A 16176-nucleotide genomic window follows, 5' to 3' on the forward strand; every position below is an offset into this window, starting at 1 on the left:
TTCACGGGAATCGGGGTGGGTGCGCAGGGGCAAGCCGCTGCTCGACCAGGTCGGCGGCCCGGCCGGCGCCACCGGCCTCGACGATCTCCGCGCGCATGGCCCGCACGGCGGCGTGCACGGCCTCGTCGGCCTCGACCTGGAGCACGGCGCGGCGCAGCAGCTCGGGGGTCAGGTCCCGCTCGCCAAGGCAGCGGGCGACCCCCATCGCGACGGCCCGGTCGGCCACGGCCTCGTGGTCGATCAGGCCGGGCACGAGCACCAGCGGGGTGTGGTGGTACACCGAGCTCATGACCGCGCCCATGCCCGCGTTGTTCAGGCAGACCGAGGCGTGCTCCAGCACCGAGCGCAGCGGAACCCACTGGTGCACCTCGAAGTTCGGCGGGAACGAGCGGTTGGGCTCGGTGCCGCCGGTGGTCAGCACCACGTGCCAGTCCAGTTCGGCGAAGGCGTCCACGCAGAGCTGGGTGAACTCGGGCCGCTCCCGGACCATGCTGCCCAGCGAGATCAGCAGCAGCGGCCGGTCGTCACCGGGCGGGGACCACTGCCCCACATAGGACTGGCCCTCCAGCGCGGGCCCGACGAACTGGTGGTTGGGGCCGAACAGCTCCCGGTGCGGCTGGAACCGCGGCGGCAGGAAGGACAGCACGAGTTCCTCGGTGGCCGCGGGCTGGTCGGCGGGCACCTCGTACTTGTCGTTGAGCACGTCCAGCCGGGTGGCCAGGTCCACCAGCTCGGTCAGGTCCTGCCCGGCGAAGGAGCGGCGCAACCGGTCCGGGCGCCAGTCGTAGCCCGTGCAGAAGGCGAAGTGCAGGTGCGTGACCACCACGGGCACCCCCCAGCGGCGGCCCAGCACGGTGGCGGCGCCGAACATGATCGGGTCGGTGCAGATCAGGTCGGGGGTGTCCCCGGCGAACTGCTCGGCCAGGTCCTCGACCAGCAGCAGGCTCTGCTCGTAGAAGCGCATCTCCATCGTGGTGGCCGCCACCGTGGTGACCACCTCGACCCCGGTGAAGGCGGCCTGCTCGGCCATGGCCTCCGGGTAGGCCAGCAACCGCGCGCCGATGCGCTCCACCTGCGCGGCGAAGGCCCGGCTGGTGCCGTAGGTGACGCGGTGGCCACGGCGCACCAGCTCACCGGCGAAGTTCAGCGTCGGGTACACGTGGCCGAAGAGCGGGAGGCTGAGGTGCGCGATGTGCCGACTGGGCGCCATGCCTCATGCTCACCCCCGATCGGCCCAGCGCCACACCCCGCAACCGGGGTCTGGTGATTCCCCTAACCCGCCGTCCCGCAGCCTTCCGACCACGGAACTTGCTAAGGTTTGCACCTGAGAATGGAGCAAGACCGCCACTGCTCGCGTAGTGCGCGACAGGGGAAGGGCCCGCGTGAAAACACCCCTCTACCAGGTGAAGGCCGAGTTCTTCAAGACGCTGGGGCATCCCGTGCGCATCCGCGTGCTGGAGTTGCTCAGCCAGCGCGAGCACGCCGTCGCGGAGATGTTGCCCGAGGTCGGGGTCGAGCCCGCCAACCTGTCCCAGCAGTTGGCGGTCCTGCGGCGGGCGGGCCTGGTGACCACCCGCAAGGAAGGCTCGAGCGTCTACTACTCCCTCACCAGCCCCCGCGTGGCCGAACTGCTGAGGGTCGCCCGTGAGATCCTCACCGGCGTCCTGTCCGACCAGATCCAACTGCTCGAGGACCTCACCAACTCCGCCGACCGCTGAACCGGCCCCGCTCACCGCAGGCCGAGCAGCGTCCTGGCGTCGAGCTCGCCGGAGACGAGGTCCTCGGCCACCGCGCTGATCCGCATGTTGTGGTGGCGGGAGTAGTTGCGCAACCTCGAGAAGGCCGTGTCCATGTCGAGTTGGAGCCTGCCCGCCAGCACGCCCTTGGCCTGTTCGATCAGGACCCTGCTGTGCAGCGCGCCCTCCAACTGCTCGGCCAGCAGCTCCCTGCGGCTGATGGCACGTTCCTGTAGCAGGCCAATAGTAGCCACGTCGGCCATGGCCTGGGCCATCTTGAGCGCGGCCTCGTCCAGGGCACCGGGCGCGGCGTGGAACAGGTTCAGCGCGCCGATGACCTCCGAGCGCAGGCGCATCGGCAGGGCGTGCACGGAGGTGAACCCGGCTTGCCCCGACACCCGGGAGAACTCCGGCCAGAGCCGGGACATCTCCTCCAGGTCGGACACGATCACCGCGACACCCGTGCGGTAGCACTCCAGGCAGGGCCCTTGGCTGTTCTGCAACTCGAACAGCTCGAGCAGCCTGGCGCGTTCGCTGGAGGCTCCGACGACCCGCAGCCGCCCGCTGTGGTCAACCAGCAGCAGCCCGGCGGCGTCCACCCCGAGCAAGTCGACACACCTGTCCGCGAGCAGGTGCATGAAGTCCAACGGGTCGAAGTCGGCGACGAGTGTGTCGGCCAGTTCCACGAAGGTCGCGGCCATACTGTGCGCCGACATCAGGCTCACCTCTCGGACTCCTAGTCGAGCCTGAGCTTGCGTGTCACAGCGGACCAGTGCCCCGTCGCGGAACGCGTCCGCGCAGGGCCCTTCGCCCACAGTGAACTCCAGTTCCTCCAACCGCGCCTCCAGTTCATCGGTGGAGCAGACCGAACTCACCCCAGCCCGGCGGGTGCCTCAGGGTGCGTTCGACCCCGCTGACACCCAGCGGCCATGCACACCAAGCATGCCACTGTACTCCCGAAACGGCGCTCCCCGAGTGGCCGTTGCGCGCCACACTGTGCCCACTTTGGGTCACAAGGCGAGAGAAAGTCCTTTCCCTGTCAGGAAATTCGCGCCACTAGCCCTTCACCGCCGAGGACAGCTGGCTGTTCACGAAGTACTTGCGGGCGGCCAGGAAGACGACCAGCACCGGCACGGTGGACAGCATGGCGATGGTCAGCTTGAGCGGCAACTGCTCGCCCTGGCCCAGCGCGCCGGACACCAGGCGGGCAAGCCCCAGGGTGAGCGTCTCGTAGCGGGGGTCCGAGGTGGCCACGAGCAGGCCGGTGAACTCGTTCCAGGAGCCCTGGAAGGACAGCACCGCCAGGGTGGCCAGCGCGGGCCGCACCATCGGCAGCACCACCGACCACCAGGTGCGCAACACGCCCGCACCGTCCACAGTGGCCGATTCCTCGACCTCGCGGGGTACCTGGAGGAAGGCCTGGCGCATCAGGAAGATGCCCATGCCGTCCACCAGCAGCGGCAGGACCATGCCCAGGTAGGAGTTGTACAGGGACAGCTGGCGCAACACGAGGAACTTCGGGATGAGCAGCACCACCCCGGGCACCGACATGACCGCCAGGATGCCGCCGAACACCGCGTCCCGGCCACGCCAGCGCAACCGGGCCAGGCCGTACCCGGCAAGCGCGTCCACGAGCAGCCGCCCGAGGGTGACACACACCGTGACCAGCAGCGAGTTGCCGAACCAGCGCGGGAAGTCCACCGCGGGGTCGGTGGCAAGGCGCCGGTAGGTGTCGGTGGACAACGGGTCCGGCAGCAGGGACAGGGGGTGTGCCACGGCGTCCGGGTCGGTCTTGAACGAGGTGACCAACTGGATCACGAACGGCGCGAGGTAGAGCACCGCGCCCAGTGCCAGCACCGAGTAGCCGAGGATCCGCCTCATCCGCGCCCCTCCCCGAACAGTCGGCGCTGCGCCCAGGTGAGCACCAGGATCAGCGCGGTCAGGGTGATCGCGATGGCCGCACCGGTGCCGAACGCGCCGTCGCCGAAGGCCCGCTGGTAGGACAGGTAAGCGGGGGTCAGCGTGGTCTTGGCGGGGTTTCCCTGGCTCATCACGTACACCTGGTCGAACACCTGCCAGGTGCTGATCAGCCCCAGGGTCATCACCAGGAAGGTCGTGGGCCGCAACAGGGGCAGGGTCACTCCGCGCAGCCGCTGCCACCGCGTGGCACCGTCGATCAGCGCCGCCTCGCCCACGTCCTCGGGCAGGTTCTGGAGCGCCGCCAGGTACATGAGCATGAACGTGCCGGAGGTGGTCCACACCACGAGCACGATCACCGCGGTCATCGCCACCGAGGGCCCGGACACCCAGTCCCACAACGACAGCGAGAACACCCGGGTGTCGAGCATCCACCGCGGGGGCTGGCCCAGCAGCAGGTGCAGCAGCCCGCGCGGGTCGGCGAACCAGGTCGGTCCGTCCACTCCGAACAGTCGCAGCAACCCGTTGACGGCACCGGTTCCGGAGAACAGGAACAGGAACACCACGGAGATCGCCACCGAACTGGTGACCGAGGGGAAGTAGAACACCGTGCGGAAGAAGGTCCTGCCGCGCAACAGCTTGTTGTTGACCGCCACGGCCAGCCCGAAGGCGAGCGCGGTCTGCGCGGGCACGGCCAGCAGCACGAAGTACAGGGTGTTGCGCACGCTGGTGGCGAAGTCGGTGCGCAGCAGGCCGTCCTGGGTGAGCAGGTCCCGGTAGTTGTCCAGTCCCACGAACGGCACGCCCCCGGCCAGCGGATTGCGCGTGCCGTCCCAGTCGAGCAGGCTCACCCAGACCGCGAGCAGGATCGGCGCCAACAGGAACAGCCCCAGCAGCACCAGCGCGGGCGTGGTGAACAGCCAGCCCGCGAGCGATTCGCGGCGGCGTCTCACTTGCCCAGCGCCTGGCTCGCGTTGCGCTGCAAGGTCTTCAGCAGCTGCTCGGGGTCGCCACCGGTGGACAGCCCCAGCAGGCCCGAGTCGAAGTCGGACAGCACGGAGTCGAACCCCGTCGCCGTGACGGGACCGCGCGCGTGCTCGGCGCCCGCGAGGAACGGCTTCTGCTCGGGGTGTTCGGCCACGAACGCGGTGGCCGCCGAGGTCCGTGACGGCAGCGTGCCGGTGGCCTTGGCCAGCGCGGTCTGCTGCGCGGGGTCGGTCAGCGCGGCGACCAGCTGCTCGGCCTGCGCGCGGTGCGGGCTGTTCGCCGGGATGCCCCAGCAGTTGGTGAACGACAGCGTGCCGCGCCCGGCCGGGCCCGCGGGCAGCTCCACGGCCTTCCAGTGCCGGTCCGGGTAGTCCTTGGCCAGCGCGCCGATCATCCAGTTGCCCTCGATGGTCATCGCGGCGCGGCCCTTGCCGAAGGCCTCACCGCCCCAGCCCGCGTCCACCTGCTTGGCGAAGGCGGCACTGCCCGAGGTGAGCAGCTTCTGCAGGTAGCGCAGGGCGGTCAGGTTCTCGGGCGAGTCGGCGGTTGCGGTCCTGCCGTCCTGGGACAGGTACCAGCCGCCCGCCTGCACCAGGAAGGCGCCGACCCGGTCGTGGGTGTCGCTGAGCGCCAGGCCCTTGCGCTGCGGGGTGGTCAGCCTGGTGGCGACGGCCGCGAGCTGGTCCCAGGTGGTGGGGGTGTCGGCCTCGGTCAGCCCGGCCTGGGCCCAGGCGTCGGTGTCGATCACCAGCGCCAGCGTGGAGAAGTCCTTGGGCGCGCAGACCACCTTGCCGTTGGCGGTGAAGGTCTGCCGCAGCGTGGCGTAGAACCCGTCCGGGTCGGGCAGCGCGGCGGCGTAGGAGTCCAGCGAACCGGACTTCGCCAGCCGCGCGAACATGGCCGGGTCCAGGTAGAACAGGTCCGGCGGGGTGCCACCGGCGAAGGCCTGGCTGAGCTGCTGCTTGGCGTCCTGGGCCAGCGTGAGGTTCACGGAGTTGTGCGTGCGGTCGGCCCAGGCCCCGGTCGCGGCGCGCACGGCCTGGGTCTCGGCGTCCCCGGAGGAGCCGATCAGCACCGACAGCGAGACGGGACCGCTGGCGGCGGCCTGGTTCGAGTCGAAGCCCTGGCCGCACCCGGCCAGCGCGGTCAGGGCCAGTGCGGCGGCGGTCATCGCGGCGCTGCGACGGGTTCTCACGGCTCAGCTCTCCCTCACGGTCGTACGGCTGCTCGCGCGGACCACCAGTTCCGGGCGCAGCAGCACACCGCGCTCGTGGTCGTCGTCGAGCAGGTTGATCAGGGTCCTGGCGACCTCGGCCACCGGCTGGCGCACGCTGGACAGGCCGGGCGGCACCAGTGCGGCCAGCGGGGTGTCGTCGAAGCCGACCACCGCCAGCGGGCGCCCGCAGTGCAGCGCCCCGAAGGCGACCACGTCGCTGGCGGCGACCAGGGCCGTGGGCGGCTCGGCCCCGTCGAGCAGCCGCAGGGCCGCGTCCCGCCCGTGCCGCACGGTGTCGTCCGCGCAGTGCACGAGCAGGCCCTCGGTGGGCAGCCCGAGTTGCCCGCAGGCGGCCTGCCAGCCGTGCTGGCGATCCTGCACGGCGCCGCCGTCCGGGGGCAGCCCGAGGAAGGCGATCCGCTTGTGTCCCAAGGAATGCAGGTGCCGCACGGCCTCGGCGCAGCCCGCGGCCCCGTCCACGTCGACCCACGGGCCGGGCTGCTCCTGCTCGTGCCACACCCGGCCGAAGGAGGCGAAGCGCGCGCCGTGCTCGGTGAGCCAGCGGTGGCGCGGGTCGTGCGGGACGGTGTCGGACAGCACGAAGGCGTCCACGGCGCGCTGGGCGATCAGGTCGGCGTAGGGGGTCATCGCCTCGGCACCGGCCGGGGCGGTGAACAGCAGCACGTGCCTGCCCTCGTCCTCGGCGGCGGCCGTCAGCGCGTGCAGGAACTGGTCCATCATCGGGTTGGCCACCCCGTCGGCACGCCGTGCCACGCAGTACCCGATCAGGCGCGCCGAGGAGGTCCGCAGGCTGCGTGCGCTGCGGTTGGGCTGGTAGCCCAGCTCGCGGATCGCGGCCGTGACGGTGGCCAGGGTGTCGGCCTGCAACCGCTGCGGGGCGTTGAGCGCGTTGGACACGGTCTGCACGGACACACCTGCCCGAGCCGCCACGTCGCGCAGGGTCACCGCTCGCCCGTTGCCCACACCGACTCCTTCCTGGTATCGATTTTAACGTTAATATCAGGGCAAGAGGGTGACCCTGTCAACGCCCCGCCGAGGAAGTGAGCCGTCCAATGCCCGCTCAGCCCGCCTTGCACGACCTGGTGACCGTGGTGCGCGCCCCGTCCGTCGCGCTGTCCGGCCCGGACGGCCAACTGCGCGGCCACGGGGCGCACGGCTGGTTCCAGCACGACCGGCGGCTGCTGTCCGTGCTGGCGATCGACCTGCTCGGCGCGGAACTGACCCCGGTGGGCGGGCGGCTGGCCGGGGTGTCCGGCGCGCGGTTCGACGCCGTGGTGATCGGCGCCCAGCCCGGGCTGGCCGACCCGACCGTGCGCCTGCGGCGGGACCGGGTGCTCACCGGGGAACAGCTCACCGACCGCTTCGAGCTGAGCAACTCCGGGCTGAACCCCGTGGAGTACCAGGTGGAACTGCGGCTGGCCACCGACCACGCCCCGGTCGCACTGGTCAAGGACGGGGGCGTGGCCGACCTCGTGCCCGGCGACCTCGCGACGCTGACCTGGCCGGAGGTCACGGTCGCGGTGGACCCGCCCGCGCGGACCCGTGACGAGTTCGGGGTCGCCGTGCTGACCTGGCCGGTTCGCTTGGCGGCCAACGAGTCCTGGCAGCTGACCGTGACCGCGCGCGGCCACGTGGAGCCCGCCGGGTTCACGCCGACCGCGGCCCCCTCACCGGGCTGGCGGCTGCCCGGGGCGCCCGCCGACCAGCAGTGCGCCGCGGTGCTGGACCGCAACCTGGCCGACCTGGACGCGCTGCTGCTCGCCGACCCGGTGCGGCCCGCGGACCGGTTCGCCGCGGCGGGCAGCCCGTGGTTCCTCACCCTGTTCGGGCGGGACTCGCTGCTGACGGCGTGGCTGCTGCTGCCGCTGGGCACCGAGTTGGCCGGGGGCACGTTGCGCGCGCTGGCCCGCAGGCAGGGGCGCACCACCGACCCGCACACCGAGGAGCAGCCCGGCCGCATCCTGCACGAGGTGCGGCGCGGCGAACTGCGCACCAGCGGCCTGCACCTGCCCCCGGTCTACTACGGCACGATCGACGCCACCGCGCTGTGGGTCCGGCTGCTGCACGACGCGTGGCGTGCCGGGCTGCCCGAGGACGAGGTCCGCGCGCTGCTGCCGAACCTGCGCGCCGCCATGGAGTGGATCACCGGCCCGGCCGACGCGGACGGGGACGGGCTGCTGGAGTACGGCGGCTCGGGCGAGGGCGGGCTGGCCAACCAGGGCTGGAAGGACTCCGGCGACTCGATCCGCTTCGCCGACGGGGCCTTCGCCAAGCGCCCGCTCGCGCTGTGCGAGGTGCAGGGCTACGCGCACGCCGCCGCCCTCGGGGCCGCCGTGCTGGCCAGGGCCTTCGACGAGCCAGGGGCCGAGCAGTGGTGGTCCTGGGCCGCCGCGCTGCGCGAGCGGTTCCGCGCCCGGTTCTGGATCAGCGACGAGATCGGCCCGTACCCCGCGATCGCGTTGGACGCCGACAAGACGCCCGTCACCGGGGCCAGCTCCAACATGGCCCACCTGCTGGGCACGGGCCTGCTCGACACCGACGAGGCAGCGCGGGTGGCACACCGCCTGTCCCAGCCCGACCTGGACTGCGGGCGCGGTCTGCGCACCCTGTCCGCCGCCAGCGCCGCGTACAACCCGTACAGCTACCACTGCGGCACCGTGTGGCCGCACGACACGGCCGTCGCCATCCGCGGGCTCGCCGCCGAGGGGCACCGCCAGCTGGCCGACGACCTCGCCCGCGGCCTGCTCGAGGCCGCCCACCGCTTCGGCAACCGCCTGCCCGAGCTGTACGCCGCCGACCCCGAGGTGCTCGCCTACCCCGCCGCCTGCCGCCCGCAGGCCTGGGCCGCCGCTGCCGCCGTCACCGCCGTGGGCCAGCTCTCGGACTGGTGGTGATGCCGCGAACGGCACACAAGGCGCCTTTACAGCCGGGTGTGACCCACGTTACTGTCCGCAGTGCCGCCTGGAAGCGCTCCCAGAGTGCCGGTGCCCGGAGGGTGACCCATGACGTTTCGCAGGACAGCAACGGCAATGGCGCTACTGCTCGGCCTCGCCGACCTCGGCGTGGGCGCGGCCGCGGCCACCCCGAGCTACGCGCAGTTGTGTGGCCAGTACGACTCTGTGCACGTGGCGAACAACCGCTTCGTGGTGCAGAACGACGAGTGGGGCGACACGATCCCCCAGTGCGTCCAGCCCACCGACTCGGGTTTCACCGTGGTCAGCGGGAACCACAACCTGCCGACCACCAACGCCCCGGCCGCCTACCCCTCGATCTACGCGGGCTGCCACTACGGCAACTGCTCCAGCGGCAGCGGACTCCCCTTGCAGGTCAGCAAGTTCGGCAACCTCCGGTCCTCGGTGAACTACACGACCACCGGCGGCCAGTGGGACGCGGCCTACGACATCTGGCTGGACACCAACCCCAACCCCACCGGCCAGAACAACGGGGCCGAGATCATGATCTGGGGCGCGCACACCAGCGGCCCGAGGCCCTTCGGCGGCAAGGTCGCCACCGCGAACCTGGCCGGTGCCACCTGGGACGTCTGGTACGGGGTCCAGAACAACAACGGGGTCAGCTGGAACGTGATCTCCTACGCCAGGCAACAGGCCACGAACTCACTGGAGGTCAGCGTCAGGGACTTCACCCTGGACGCGGCCAACCGCGGCTACGTGCAGCGCTCCTGGTACCTGACCAGCGTCCAGTTCGGCTTCGAGCCCTGGCAGGGCGGACCCGGGCTCGCGGTGAACTCGTTCAGCTTCACCAACAACTAGCGCGTGCCTGAAGTCGGACAGCCTCCTTGCTACCTCTATCATTCCGCGGGTGACCGCCTACGACGACCTCGGTATGTTCGAGCACCTGGACACCTCGGCCCTGCCGCTGCGCCAGCAGCACATCCTGGCCACCATCCGGGATTGGGTGACGAGGTACGGGTATTCGCCGAGCACCCGGGAAATCGGCGAGGCGGTCGGCCTGCGGTCCTCCTCCTCGGTGTCGAAGCACCTGGCGAGTCTGGAGGAGCAGGGTTTCCTGCGGCGCGGCAGCACGATGACCCGGCCGATCGACGTGCGCGACTTCCTGCGGGAGTCCGCGACCCGCGAACCCGCCGAGGACTCGGTTCCCGTGCCGGTGGTCGGCCACATCGCCGCGGGAACTCCCATCGCGGCCGAGGAGCACGTGGACGACGTCCTGACCCTGCCCCGCGGACTCACCGGGCGCGGCACCGTCTTCGGCCTGCGCGTGCGCGGTGACTCGATGGTCGACGCCGCGATCTGCGACGGCGACATCGTCGTGGTCCGGCAGCAACACGAGGCCCACTCGGGTCAGATCGTCGCGGCGGCGATCGACGGTGAGGCCACCGTCAAGGTGTACCGCCGCCGCAACGGCCACGTCTACCTGGAACCGCGCAACCCGGCGTACGAGGTCATCGACGGGGACAAGGCCGTGGTGCTGGGCACCGTGGTCTCGGTGCTGCGCAGCGTCTGACCCTGGGGTCACTGCTCCGCCATCCCGGCCGTCAGCGAACCGCGCGCGGCGCGGCGGGCGGGGATCACGGCGGCCAGCGGCGCCGCCAGCACCGCGGCCCCCAGCAGCACCCCGAGCCGGGCCCACGGCAGCGTGAACAGCACCGGTTGGGCGCCGGTCGAGGCCACCTGCGTGATCAGCCACGCCGAGCCGATGCCCAGGAGCAGGCCGCAGGCCGCGCCGAGCAGTGCGAGGAACACCGACTCCGCGGTGAGGGCGGCGACGAGCCCGCCCCTGGTCAGCCCGAGCGCGCGCAGCAGGGCGGACTCGCGGGTCCGCTCCAGTACGGACAGCGAGAGCGTGTTGGCGATACCGGCGAACGCGATCAGCACGGCGAGCGCGGTCAGTGCCCACAGCAGGTCCAGCGTGCTGCGCAGTGGCGCCGACATCTGGTCCTTGAGGTCGGCGAGGCTGTGCAACTGGGCGAGCGGCGCGGCGGAGAGCGCCCTGTCCAGCGCCGACCGGACCTGGTCCTGGTCGGCGCCCGCCGCGAGCTTGACCAGGACGCTGTCGTCGTAGCTGTTGCCGTGCAAGGCGATTGCGGGCATCTGCCCGAGATCGACCAGACCGAGCCCCAGGTCGGCGCCCGGGACGCGGACCCCGTCGTAGACCGCGACCACCCGCAGCGGGACCGGCCGGTCCCGGGGCCCGCCCTGCACGGTGTCGCCGACCGCCAGCCCCGCCTCCTTGGCGAGCTGGCTGCTCACGGCGAGCTCTCCCGGGCCGAGCCGGTCAAGGCGGCCGGACAGCACCACCGGCCGCAGCAGGCTGCCCACGGCGTCGCCGCGCACGGCGGCCATCCCGTAGGTGCCGCGCGCCCCCAGGTCCCCGGAGAACGACCGCCGGGGCGCCGCGGCGGCGACCCCGGGTACCGCGGCGAGGGTGTCCGCGAGCGTGGCGGGCAGCGGCTGGTCGGCGACCACCGAGGTGACGGTGAACTCGGCCGCCAACTGCTGGTCGAGGCCGCTGCTGCGGCCCGCCTCCACGCCTGACACCACCGTGGTCACGAGCGAGACGGCCGCGAGCCCGATGGTGAGCGCGGCGGCGCTGGCCGCGGTGCGCTTCGGGTTGCGGTCGGCGTTGAGCGCTGCCAGCTTCGCGGGCAGGCCCAGCACCGGGGCGCAGACCAGACCCAGCGCACGCACGACCGGTCCGGCCACCAGCGGTCCCACGGCCAGCACCGCGCCGAGCAGCGCGACCATGGCCACGACCGCGAGCACGGCACCGTGCTCCACCTCGACGTGCAACGCGAGCACGGCCGCACCGACGCCCACCAGCGCGAGCACGATCGCGGCCACCGCCCGGGGCCACCCGGCGCGTGCGGACTTGCCCTCCAACGGGGTCCGCAGCGCCTCGACGGGGGCGACGCGGGTCGCGGCCCAGGCCGGGAGCGCGGCGGCCAGCGCCGTGACCAGCACCCCGACCGCCAGGGCCGCGAGGGCCGTACGTGCGGTGAGGGGGAGGTACACGGCCGCCTCATGCCCGCTGAGCGCACCGGCGATCGCCTGGAGCGCGGCGGCGACACCGAGCCCGCCGAACAGCCCGGCCACGGACGCGACCGCCCCCACCGCCACGGCCTCGGCGAGCACTCCCGCGAACACCTGCCGCTTCCCGGCCCCGACACAGCGCAGCAGGGCCAGCTCCCTGGCCCGCTGCGTGACGAGGATCGTGAACGAGTTGGTGATCACCATCGCGGCCACGACCATCGCGAGCACCGCGAACGCCGTGAAGAACTTGGTCAGGCTGGCCGAGTCCGGCGCGGCCTCGCGCAGCAGCTGCGCGGCGGCGTCCCGCCCGGTCTGCACGGTGGTGCCCCGGCCGCCCACGGCCCGGGTCAGGTCGTCGACGAGCTGCGACTGGCCGACCCCCGGCGTCGCGCGCACCACGATCTCGCTGAACCCGGTCCCGGCGGCCAACTGCCGCAGTGCCTCGGGCAGCAGCACCAGCTGGGCCGAGCCGATACCGGCTTCGGTGGGTCGGCTGAACGTGCCGACCAGTGTGTAGGAGTGCTGGTGGCCGTTCCGGTCGAAGACGGTCACGGACTGTCCCAGCGGGTAGGCCGCCGCGGTGTGCCGCTCCATCGCGATCTCGTTGGCGTCACGCGGAAACCGGCCCTCAGCCAGGTCGAAGGGGCGCAGCTGCGGGTCCGCGGGCAGGCTGGTGGCCGCCGCCTCCTGCGGGTGGCCCGCGGCGTCCCGCAGGGGTGCGCTCGCCGTGGCGCGCCCCTCCGCCGCGGCGACCCCGGGCACCCGGCGGACCTTCGCCAGCACCGCCTCGTCGAGCGCGGGGCCGCCACGTGTCGTGCTGATCGAGGCGTCGACCCCGCGGGTCTGGAAGGCGACGGCCGCGCGGAGACCGGCGCCAACGGCGTCGGCGAGGACCAGCGCCCCGGCGACGAAGGACACGCCGAGTGCGATGGCCACGGCCGAGAGCAGCAGCCGCAGTGGCCGGGCTCGCAGCCCGGCGATGACGGTCCGCAACATCACGCCCCCAGTCCGGTGAGCGCCGCGAGCACGGCGTCGGCGGTGGGCCGCGGGAGGTGGGCGGCGACCCGGCCGTCGGCCAGCAGCACCCCGTGGTCGGCATAGGACGCGGCGACGGGGTCGTGGGTCACCATCACCACCGTCTGGCCGAGCTCGCGGACGGAGGTGCGCAGGAAGCCGAGCACCTCGGCACCGGAGCGCGAGTCGAGGCTGCCCGTGGGCTCGTCGGCGAACACCACGTCCGGGCGCCCCACGAGCGCGCGGGCGCACGCCACCCGCTGCTGCTGGCCACCCGAGAGCTCCCCCGGCCTGTGCCGCAGCCGCGGGCGCAGGCCCAGCGCGTCGACGACCGCGCCGAACCACGCCCGGTCCGGTCGGCGGCCCGCCAGCCGCAGGCCGAGCAGGATGTTCTCCTCCGCGGTCAGGGTCGGCAGCAGGTTGAACGACTGGAACACGAACCCGACCCGGTCCCGCCGCAGCCTGGTCAGCTCGGCGTCGGACAGGCCGGTGAGCTCGGTCCGTCCAATCCGGACTCGACCGGAGTCCACTGTGTCCAGACCGGCGAGGCAGTGCATGAGCGTGGACTTGCCCGAGCCGGACGGGCCCATAATCGCCGTGAAGCGGCGGGCGGGGAAGTCCAGTGACACGTGGTCCAGCGCCCGCACCTGCGCGTCACCGCGACCGTAGACCTTCACGACCTCCGCCACGCCGACCGCGGCGGGACCGTCCATTGTGTTCCCGTGCATGCGGCGATCATGACGAGCGCGGCCTGAACGGTTCCTGAAACGACCTGAAGATCGCTTCAGGAACCGAGGCGCGGATCTGGGAGGATCGCCCCATGCGGGTGCTGGTGGTGGAGGACGAGAGGCGGCTGGCCGAGACGCTCCAGTGGGGACTGGAGGCCGAGGGCTACGCCGTGGACCTCGCCCACGACGGCGAGGAAGGGCTCGAACTCGCGCAGCTGCACCCCTACCAGGTGATCGTGCTGGACATCATGCTGCCCAAGCTCAACGGCTACCGGGTCTGCGCGGCGCTGCGGGAACGCGGGGTGAACACGCCGATCCTCATGCTCACCGCCAAGAACGGGGAGTACGACGAGGCCGAGGCGCTGGACACCGGGGCCGACGACTTCCTGAGCAAGCCGTTCTCCTACGTGGTGCTCACCGCACGGCTGCGCGCCCTCACCCGCCGGGGCCGGGCCGGCGCCTCGGCGACGCTCGCGTTCGGCGACCTGGTGCTCGACCCCGCGAAGCGGACGTGCCTGCGCGCGGGGCAGCCGGTGGCACTGACCACGAAGGAGTTCGCGGTGCTCGAATGCCTGCTGCGGCACGAGGGGCAGGTGGTGGCCAAGCACGAGATCCTGGAGCAGGTGTGGGACCTGGCCTACCAGGGCGATCCGAACATCGTCGAGGTCTACGTGAGCGCGCTGCGGCGGAAGCTGGACGCGCCGTTCGGGCGCCGCACCATCGACACGGTGCGCGGCGCGGGCTACCGGCTGGTGTCCGATGAGTAGGTGGTGGCCCGTGTCCGTGCGGCGCGGCGCCGCCCTGTCGGCCGCACTGCTCTGCGCGGTCGTGTTCACGCTGGGGTGGCTGGGGACACGGCAGTTCCTGAGCAAGCAGCTGACCGACAACGCCACGAACGCGACGCGCGCGGAGCTGGACCGGATGGCCGACGCCTACCGGGTCGCCTCCCTCGGCGGCGGGCGGGCCGCGCTGGCCACGGCGATCCCGTCCGGGGACGCGGTGTTCGAGGTGGTAGCGGACTCCGGGCGGGCGGTGGTGAGCAGCGCCAACCTGCGCCACTGGGACCCCTCGTGGACTCCGCTGCCGCCCGCCCCCGCCGGGGCGCCAGCGGACTGGACCACCACCACGAGCGGCACGCTGCGCCCCGGCGAACACCCGCAGTGGCGCGAGTACCGCACGTACACCGTGCTGGGCCGGGTGGTGGACGACGTACCGGCCGACCTGGTGGAGCCATTCGGCCGCGAAGAGTCCACTTTGGACGCCGGATTGGGTGGTGCGGGCCCGGTTGGCCACCACCGGCTCACCCTGTACCTGTTCGTGCTGCCGTGGGACACGCTCCGCACGCTGAGCGCGTTCGACAACACGCTGGCGTTCTTCATCCCGCTCGCGGTCCTGCTCGCGGCGCTGGTCGCCTGGTTGGCGACCGGGCGCGCGCTGCGGCCCGTGGAGGCGATCCGCCGTGAGCTGGCCGAGGTCAGCGAGAGCCAGCTGGACCGGCGCGTGCCGGTGCCCCGCTCCCGCGACGAGCTCGCCCGGCTCGCACGGACCACGAACGCGACCCTCGACCGGCTACAGCACGCGCACGACCAGCAGGAACGCTTCGTCGCCGACGCCAGCCACGAGCTGCGCAGCCCGCTGGCGAACCTGCGGACAGGCCTGGAGGTCGCGCTCACGCACCCGGACCGGGTGGACTGGCCCGCCGTCGCGCACCGGTCGCTGCTCGACGTCCAGCGCCTGCAACGCATCACGGCGGACCTGCTGCAACTCGCCGTCGATCCGGCCGAGGTCGCGGCGCCCTCCGGTGTCGTCGACCTCGCCGAGGTGGTGCGGGAGCAGGTCGCCGAACGCGCGCTCGTGCCAGGCGGCCCGGTGGTGCGGTCCGTTGTGGACGGTCCAGCGGTGGTTACCGGCGAACCCGTGCGGCTGGAACGCCTGCTGCGCAACCTGCTGGACAACGCGGTGCGGCACGCGCGCACCTCCGTCACCGTGCGCCTGCGCCACTCGGCGGGCGAGGTCGTGCTCGAGGTGATCGACGACGGCCCCGGCATCCCCGCCGAGGACCGCGAACGCGTCTTCGACCGCTTCGCCCGGCTGGACGACGCCCGCGCCCGGGACGCGGGCGGCTCGGGCCTCGGCCTCACGATCGCCCGCGACATCGCCACCCGGCACGGCGGATCCCTGCGCGTGGCGGACAGCGAGCAGGGCGCGCGGCTGGTCGCCCGGCTGCCGGGGCGCGGCGATCACACGTAGGCCTGGTGGACGTAGCACCAGCGCCAGGTCTCCCCGGGCTCGAAGGAGCGCGCGATCGGGTGCCGGACGGCGTGTGCGTGCTTGCTCGCGTGTTTCATCGGCGAGGAGTCACAGCAGCCGACGTGCCCACAGGTGAGGCACAGCCGCAGGTGCAGCCACGGGGTTCCGGTGATCAGGCACTCCTCGCAGCCCTGCGGGGTCCTCGGCACGACCTCCCGCACGAGCGCGAGGTGCTGGTCCAGCGCGGGGTTCGGCCCGATGCCGACGACCTTGGCCATCACACACCTCCGGTCATCCTG

General features: G+C 72.4%; 15 protein-coding genes. 6 read left to right on the plus strand and 9 right to left on the minus strand.

Annotated features, from left to right (window positions below; genetic code table 11):
- Position 1: 1 nt before the first annotated feature.
- Positions 2–1210: a macrolide family glycosyltransferase gene (locus KALB_RS29810; protein ID WP_025359341.1), complete on the minus strand. Its 1209-nt coding sequence runs from the start codon at positions 1208–1210 to the stop codon at positions 2–4.
- Positions 1211–1382: 172 nt separating this feature from the next.
- On the opposite strand from KALB_RS29810, the gene KALB_RS29815 reads away from it, so the two are divergent.
- Complete coding sequence (locus tag KALB_RS29815; RefSeq protein WP_025359342.1) at positions 1383–1718, plus strand: ArsR/SmtB family transcription factor; 336 nt, start codon at positions 1383–1385, stop codon at positions 1716–1718.
- An 11-nt stretch (positions 1719–1729) separates the two neighbouring features.
- On the opposite strand, the gene KALB_RS29820 is transcribed toward KALB_RS29815, so the two are convergent.
- The 5 genes from KALB_RS29820 to KALB_RS29840 all read right to left on the minus strand — a co-directional run bounded on the left by KALB_RS29820 (position 1730) and on the right by KALB_RS29840 (position 6840).
- Complete coding sequence (locus KALB_RS29820) at positions 1730–2452, minus strand: GAF and ANTAR domain-containing protein (RefSeq protein WP_025359343.1); 723 nt, start codon at positions 2450–2452, stop codon at positions 1730–1732.
- A 340-nt stretch (positions 2453–2792) separates the two neighbouring features.
- Positions 2793–3617 carry a carbohydrate ABC transporter permease gene (locus KALB_RS29825; protein WP_025359344.1) on the minus strand — a complete coding sequence of 275 codons (825 nt, stop codon included), beginning with the start codon at positions 3615–3617 and terminating at the stop codon, positions 2793–2795.
- On the minus strand, positions 3614–4606 hold the full coding sequence (locus KALB_RS29830) for a carbohydrate ABC transporter permease (RefSeq protein ID WP_025359345.1): 993 nt from the start codon (positions 4604–4606) through the stop codon (positions 3614–3616). Before KALB_RS29830 ends, KALB_RS29825 begins: the two co-directional genes overlap by 4 nt.
- On the minus strand, positions 4603–5835 hold the full coding sequence (locus KALB_RS29835) for an extracellular solute-binding protein (RefSeq protein WP_025359346.1): 1233 nt from the start codon (positions 5833–5835) through the stop codon (positions 4603–4605). The genes KALB_RS29830 and KALB_RS29835 overlap by 4 nt, the downstream gene beginning before the upstream one ends.
- A gap of 3 nt (positions 5836–5838) precedes the next feature.
- Positions 5839–6840: a LacI family DNA-binding transcriptional regulator gene (locus KALB_RS29840; RefSeq protein WP_025359347.1), complete on the minus strand. Its 1002-nt coding sequence runs from the start codon at positions 6838–6840 to the stop codon at positions 5839–5841.
- 89 nt (positions 6841–6929) lie between these two features.
- Here KALB_RS29840 and KALB_RS29845 point away from each other — a divergent pair, with 89 nt between their 5' ends.
- The 3 genes from KALB_RS29845 to lexA all read left to right on the plus strand — a co-directional run bounded on the left by KALB_RS29845 (position 6930) and on the right by lexA (position 10359).
- The gene (locus KALB_RS29845; RefSeq protein WP_025359348.1) at positions 6930–8771 is read left to right on the plus strand and encodes a glycogen debranching N-terminal domain-containing protein; all 1842 of its coding nucleotides are present in this window, start codon (positions 6930–6932) and stop codon (positions 8769–8771) included.
- 108 nt (positions 8772–8879) lie between these two features.
- Positions 8880–9647: a GH12 family glycosyl hydrolase domain-containing protein gene (locus KALB_RS29850; protein ID WP_030109452.1), complete on the plus strand. Its 768-nt coding sequence runs from the start codon at positions 8880–8882 to the stop codon at positions 9645–9647.
- 49 nt (positions 9648–9696) lie between these two features.
- Positions 9697–10359 (plus strand): transcriptional repressor LexA, encoded by a 663-nt coding sequence (lexA, locus tag KALB_RS29855; protein ID WP_025359350.1) that lies wholly within the window; start codon positions 9697–9699, stop codon positions 10357–10359.
- A gap of 8 nt (positions 10360–10367) precedes the next feature.
- Here lexA and KALB_RS29860 read toward each other — a convergent pair whose 3' ends face one another.
- Both KALB_RS29860 and KALB_RS29865 read right to left on the minus strand, forming a co-directional pair.
- On the minus strand, positions 10368–12881 hold the full coding sequence (locus tag KALB_RS29860; protein WP_025359351.1) for an FtsX-like permease family protein: 2514 nt from the start codon (positions 12879–12881) through the stop codon (positions 10368–10370).
- On the minus strand, positions 12881–13612 hold the full coding sequence (locus KALB_RS29865) for an ABC transporter ATP-binding protein (RefSeq protein ID WP_025359352.1): 732 nt from the start codon (positions 13610–13612) through the stop codon (positions 12881–12883). Before KALB_RS29865 ends, KALB_RS29860 begins: the two co-directional genes overlap by 1 nt.
- Before the next feature lie 107 nt (positions 13613–13719).
- Here KALB_RS29865 and KALB_RS29870 point away from each other — a divergent pair, with 107 nt between their 5' ends.
- The gene (locus tag KALB_RS29870; protein ID WP_025359353.1) at positions 13720–14394 is read left to right on the plus strand and encodes a response regulator transcription factor; all 675 of its coding nucleotides are present in this window, start codon (positions 13720–13722) and stop codon (positions 14392–14394) included.
- A gap of 10 nt (positions 14395–14404) precedes the next feature.
- Positions 14405–15877, plus strand: a complete 1473-nt coding sequence (locus KALB_RS29875) for a sensor histidine kinase (protein WP_236650056.1) — start codon at positions 14405–14407, stop codon at positions 15875–15877.
- Here the strand turns inward: KALB_RS29875 and KALB_RS29880 are convergent.
- Positions 15868–16155 (minus strand): ubiquitin carboxyl-terminal hydrolase 14, encoded by a 288-nt coding sequence (locus tag KALB_RS29880; protein WP_035971579.1) that lies wholly within the window; start codon positions 16153–16155, stop codon positions 15868–15870. The genes KALB_RS29875 and KALB_RS29880 overlap by 10 nt on opposite strands.
- Positions 16156–16176 lie beyond the last annotated feature (21 nt).

Origin of the sequence: Kutzneria viridogrisea DSM 43870, from assembly GCF_000525635.1 — a bacterium.
GTDB lineage: Bacteria > Actinomycetota > Actinomycetes > Mycobacteriales > Pseudonocardiaceae > Kutzneria > Kutzneria viridogrisea.

What these genes read in the sequence shown, in the direction of transcription:
- KALB_RS29810 (WP_025359341.1), bottom strand. Translation starts at nt 1,210, where the DNA reads ATGGCGCCCAGTCGGCACATCGCGCACCTCAGCCTCCCGCTCTTCGGC.
- KALB_RS29820 (WP_025359343.1), bottom strand. Translation starts at nt 2,452, where the DNA reads ATGTCGGCGCACAGTATGGCCGCGACCTTCGTGGAACTGGCCGACACA.
- KALB_RS29825 (WP_025359344.1), bottom strand. Translation starts at nt 3,617, where the DNA reads ATGAGGCGGATCCTCGGCTACTCGGTGCTGGCACTGGGCGCGGTGCTC.
- KALB_RS29845 (WP_025359348.1), top strand. Translation starts at nt 6,930, where the DNA reads ATGCCCGCTCAGCCCGCCTTGCACGACCTGGTGACCGTGGTGCGCGCC.
- KALB_RS29850 (WP_030109452.1), top strand. Translation starts at nt 8,880, where the DNA reads ATGACGTTTCGCAGGACAGCAACGGCAATGGCGCTACTGCTCGGCCTC.
- KALB_RS29860 (WP_025359351.1), bottom strand. Translation starts at nt 12,881, where the DNA reads ATGTTGCGGACCGTCATCGCCGGGCTGCGAGCCCGGCCACTGCGGCTG.
- KALB_RS29865 (WP_025359352.1), bottom strand. Translation starts at nt 13,612, where the DNA reads ATGGACGGTCCCGCCGCGGTCGGCGTGGCGGAGGTCGTGAAGGTCTAC.
- KALB_RS29870 (WP_025359353.1), top strand. Translation starts at nt 13,720, where the DNA reads ATGCGGGTGCTGGTGGTGGAGGACGAGAGGCGGCTGGCCGAGACGCTC.
- KALB_RS29880 (WP_035971579.1), bottom strand. Translation starts at nt 16,155, where the DNA reads ATGGCCAAGGTCGTCGGCATCGGGCCGAACCCCGCGCTGGACCAGCAC.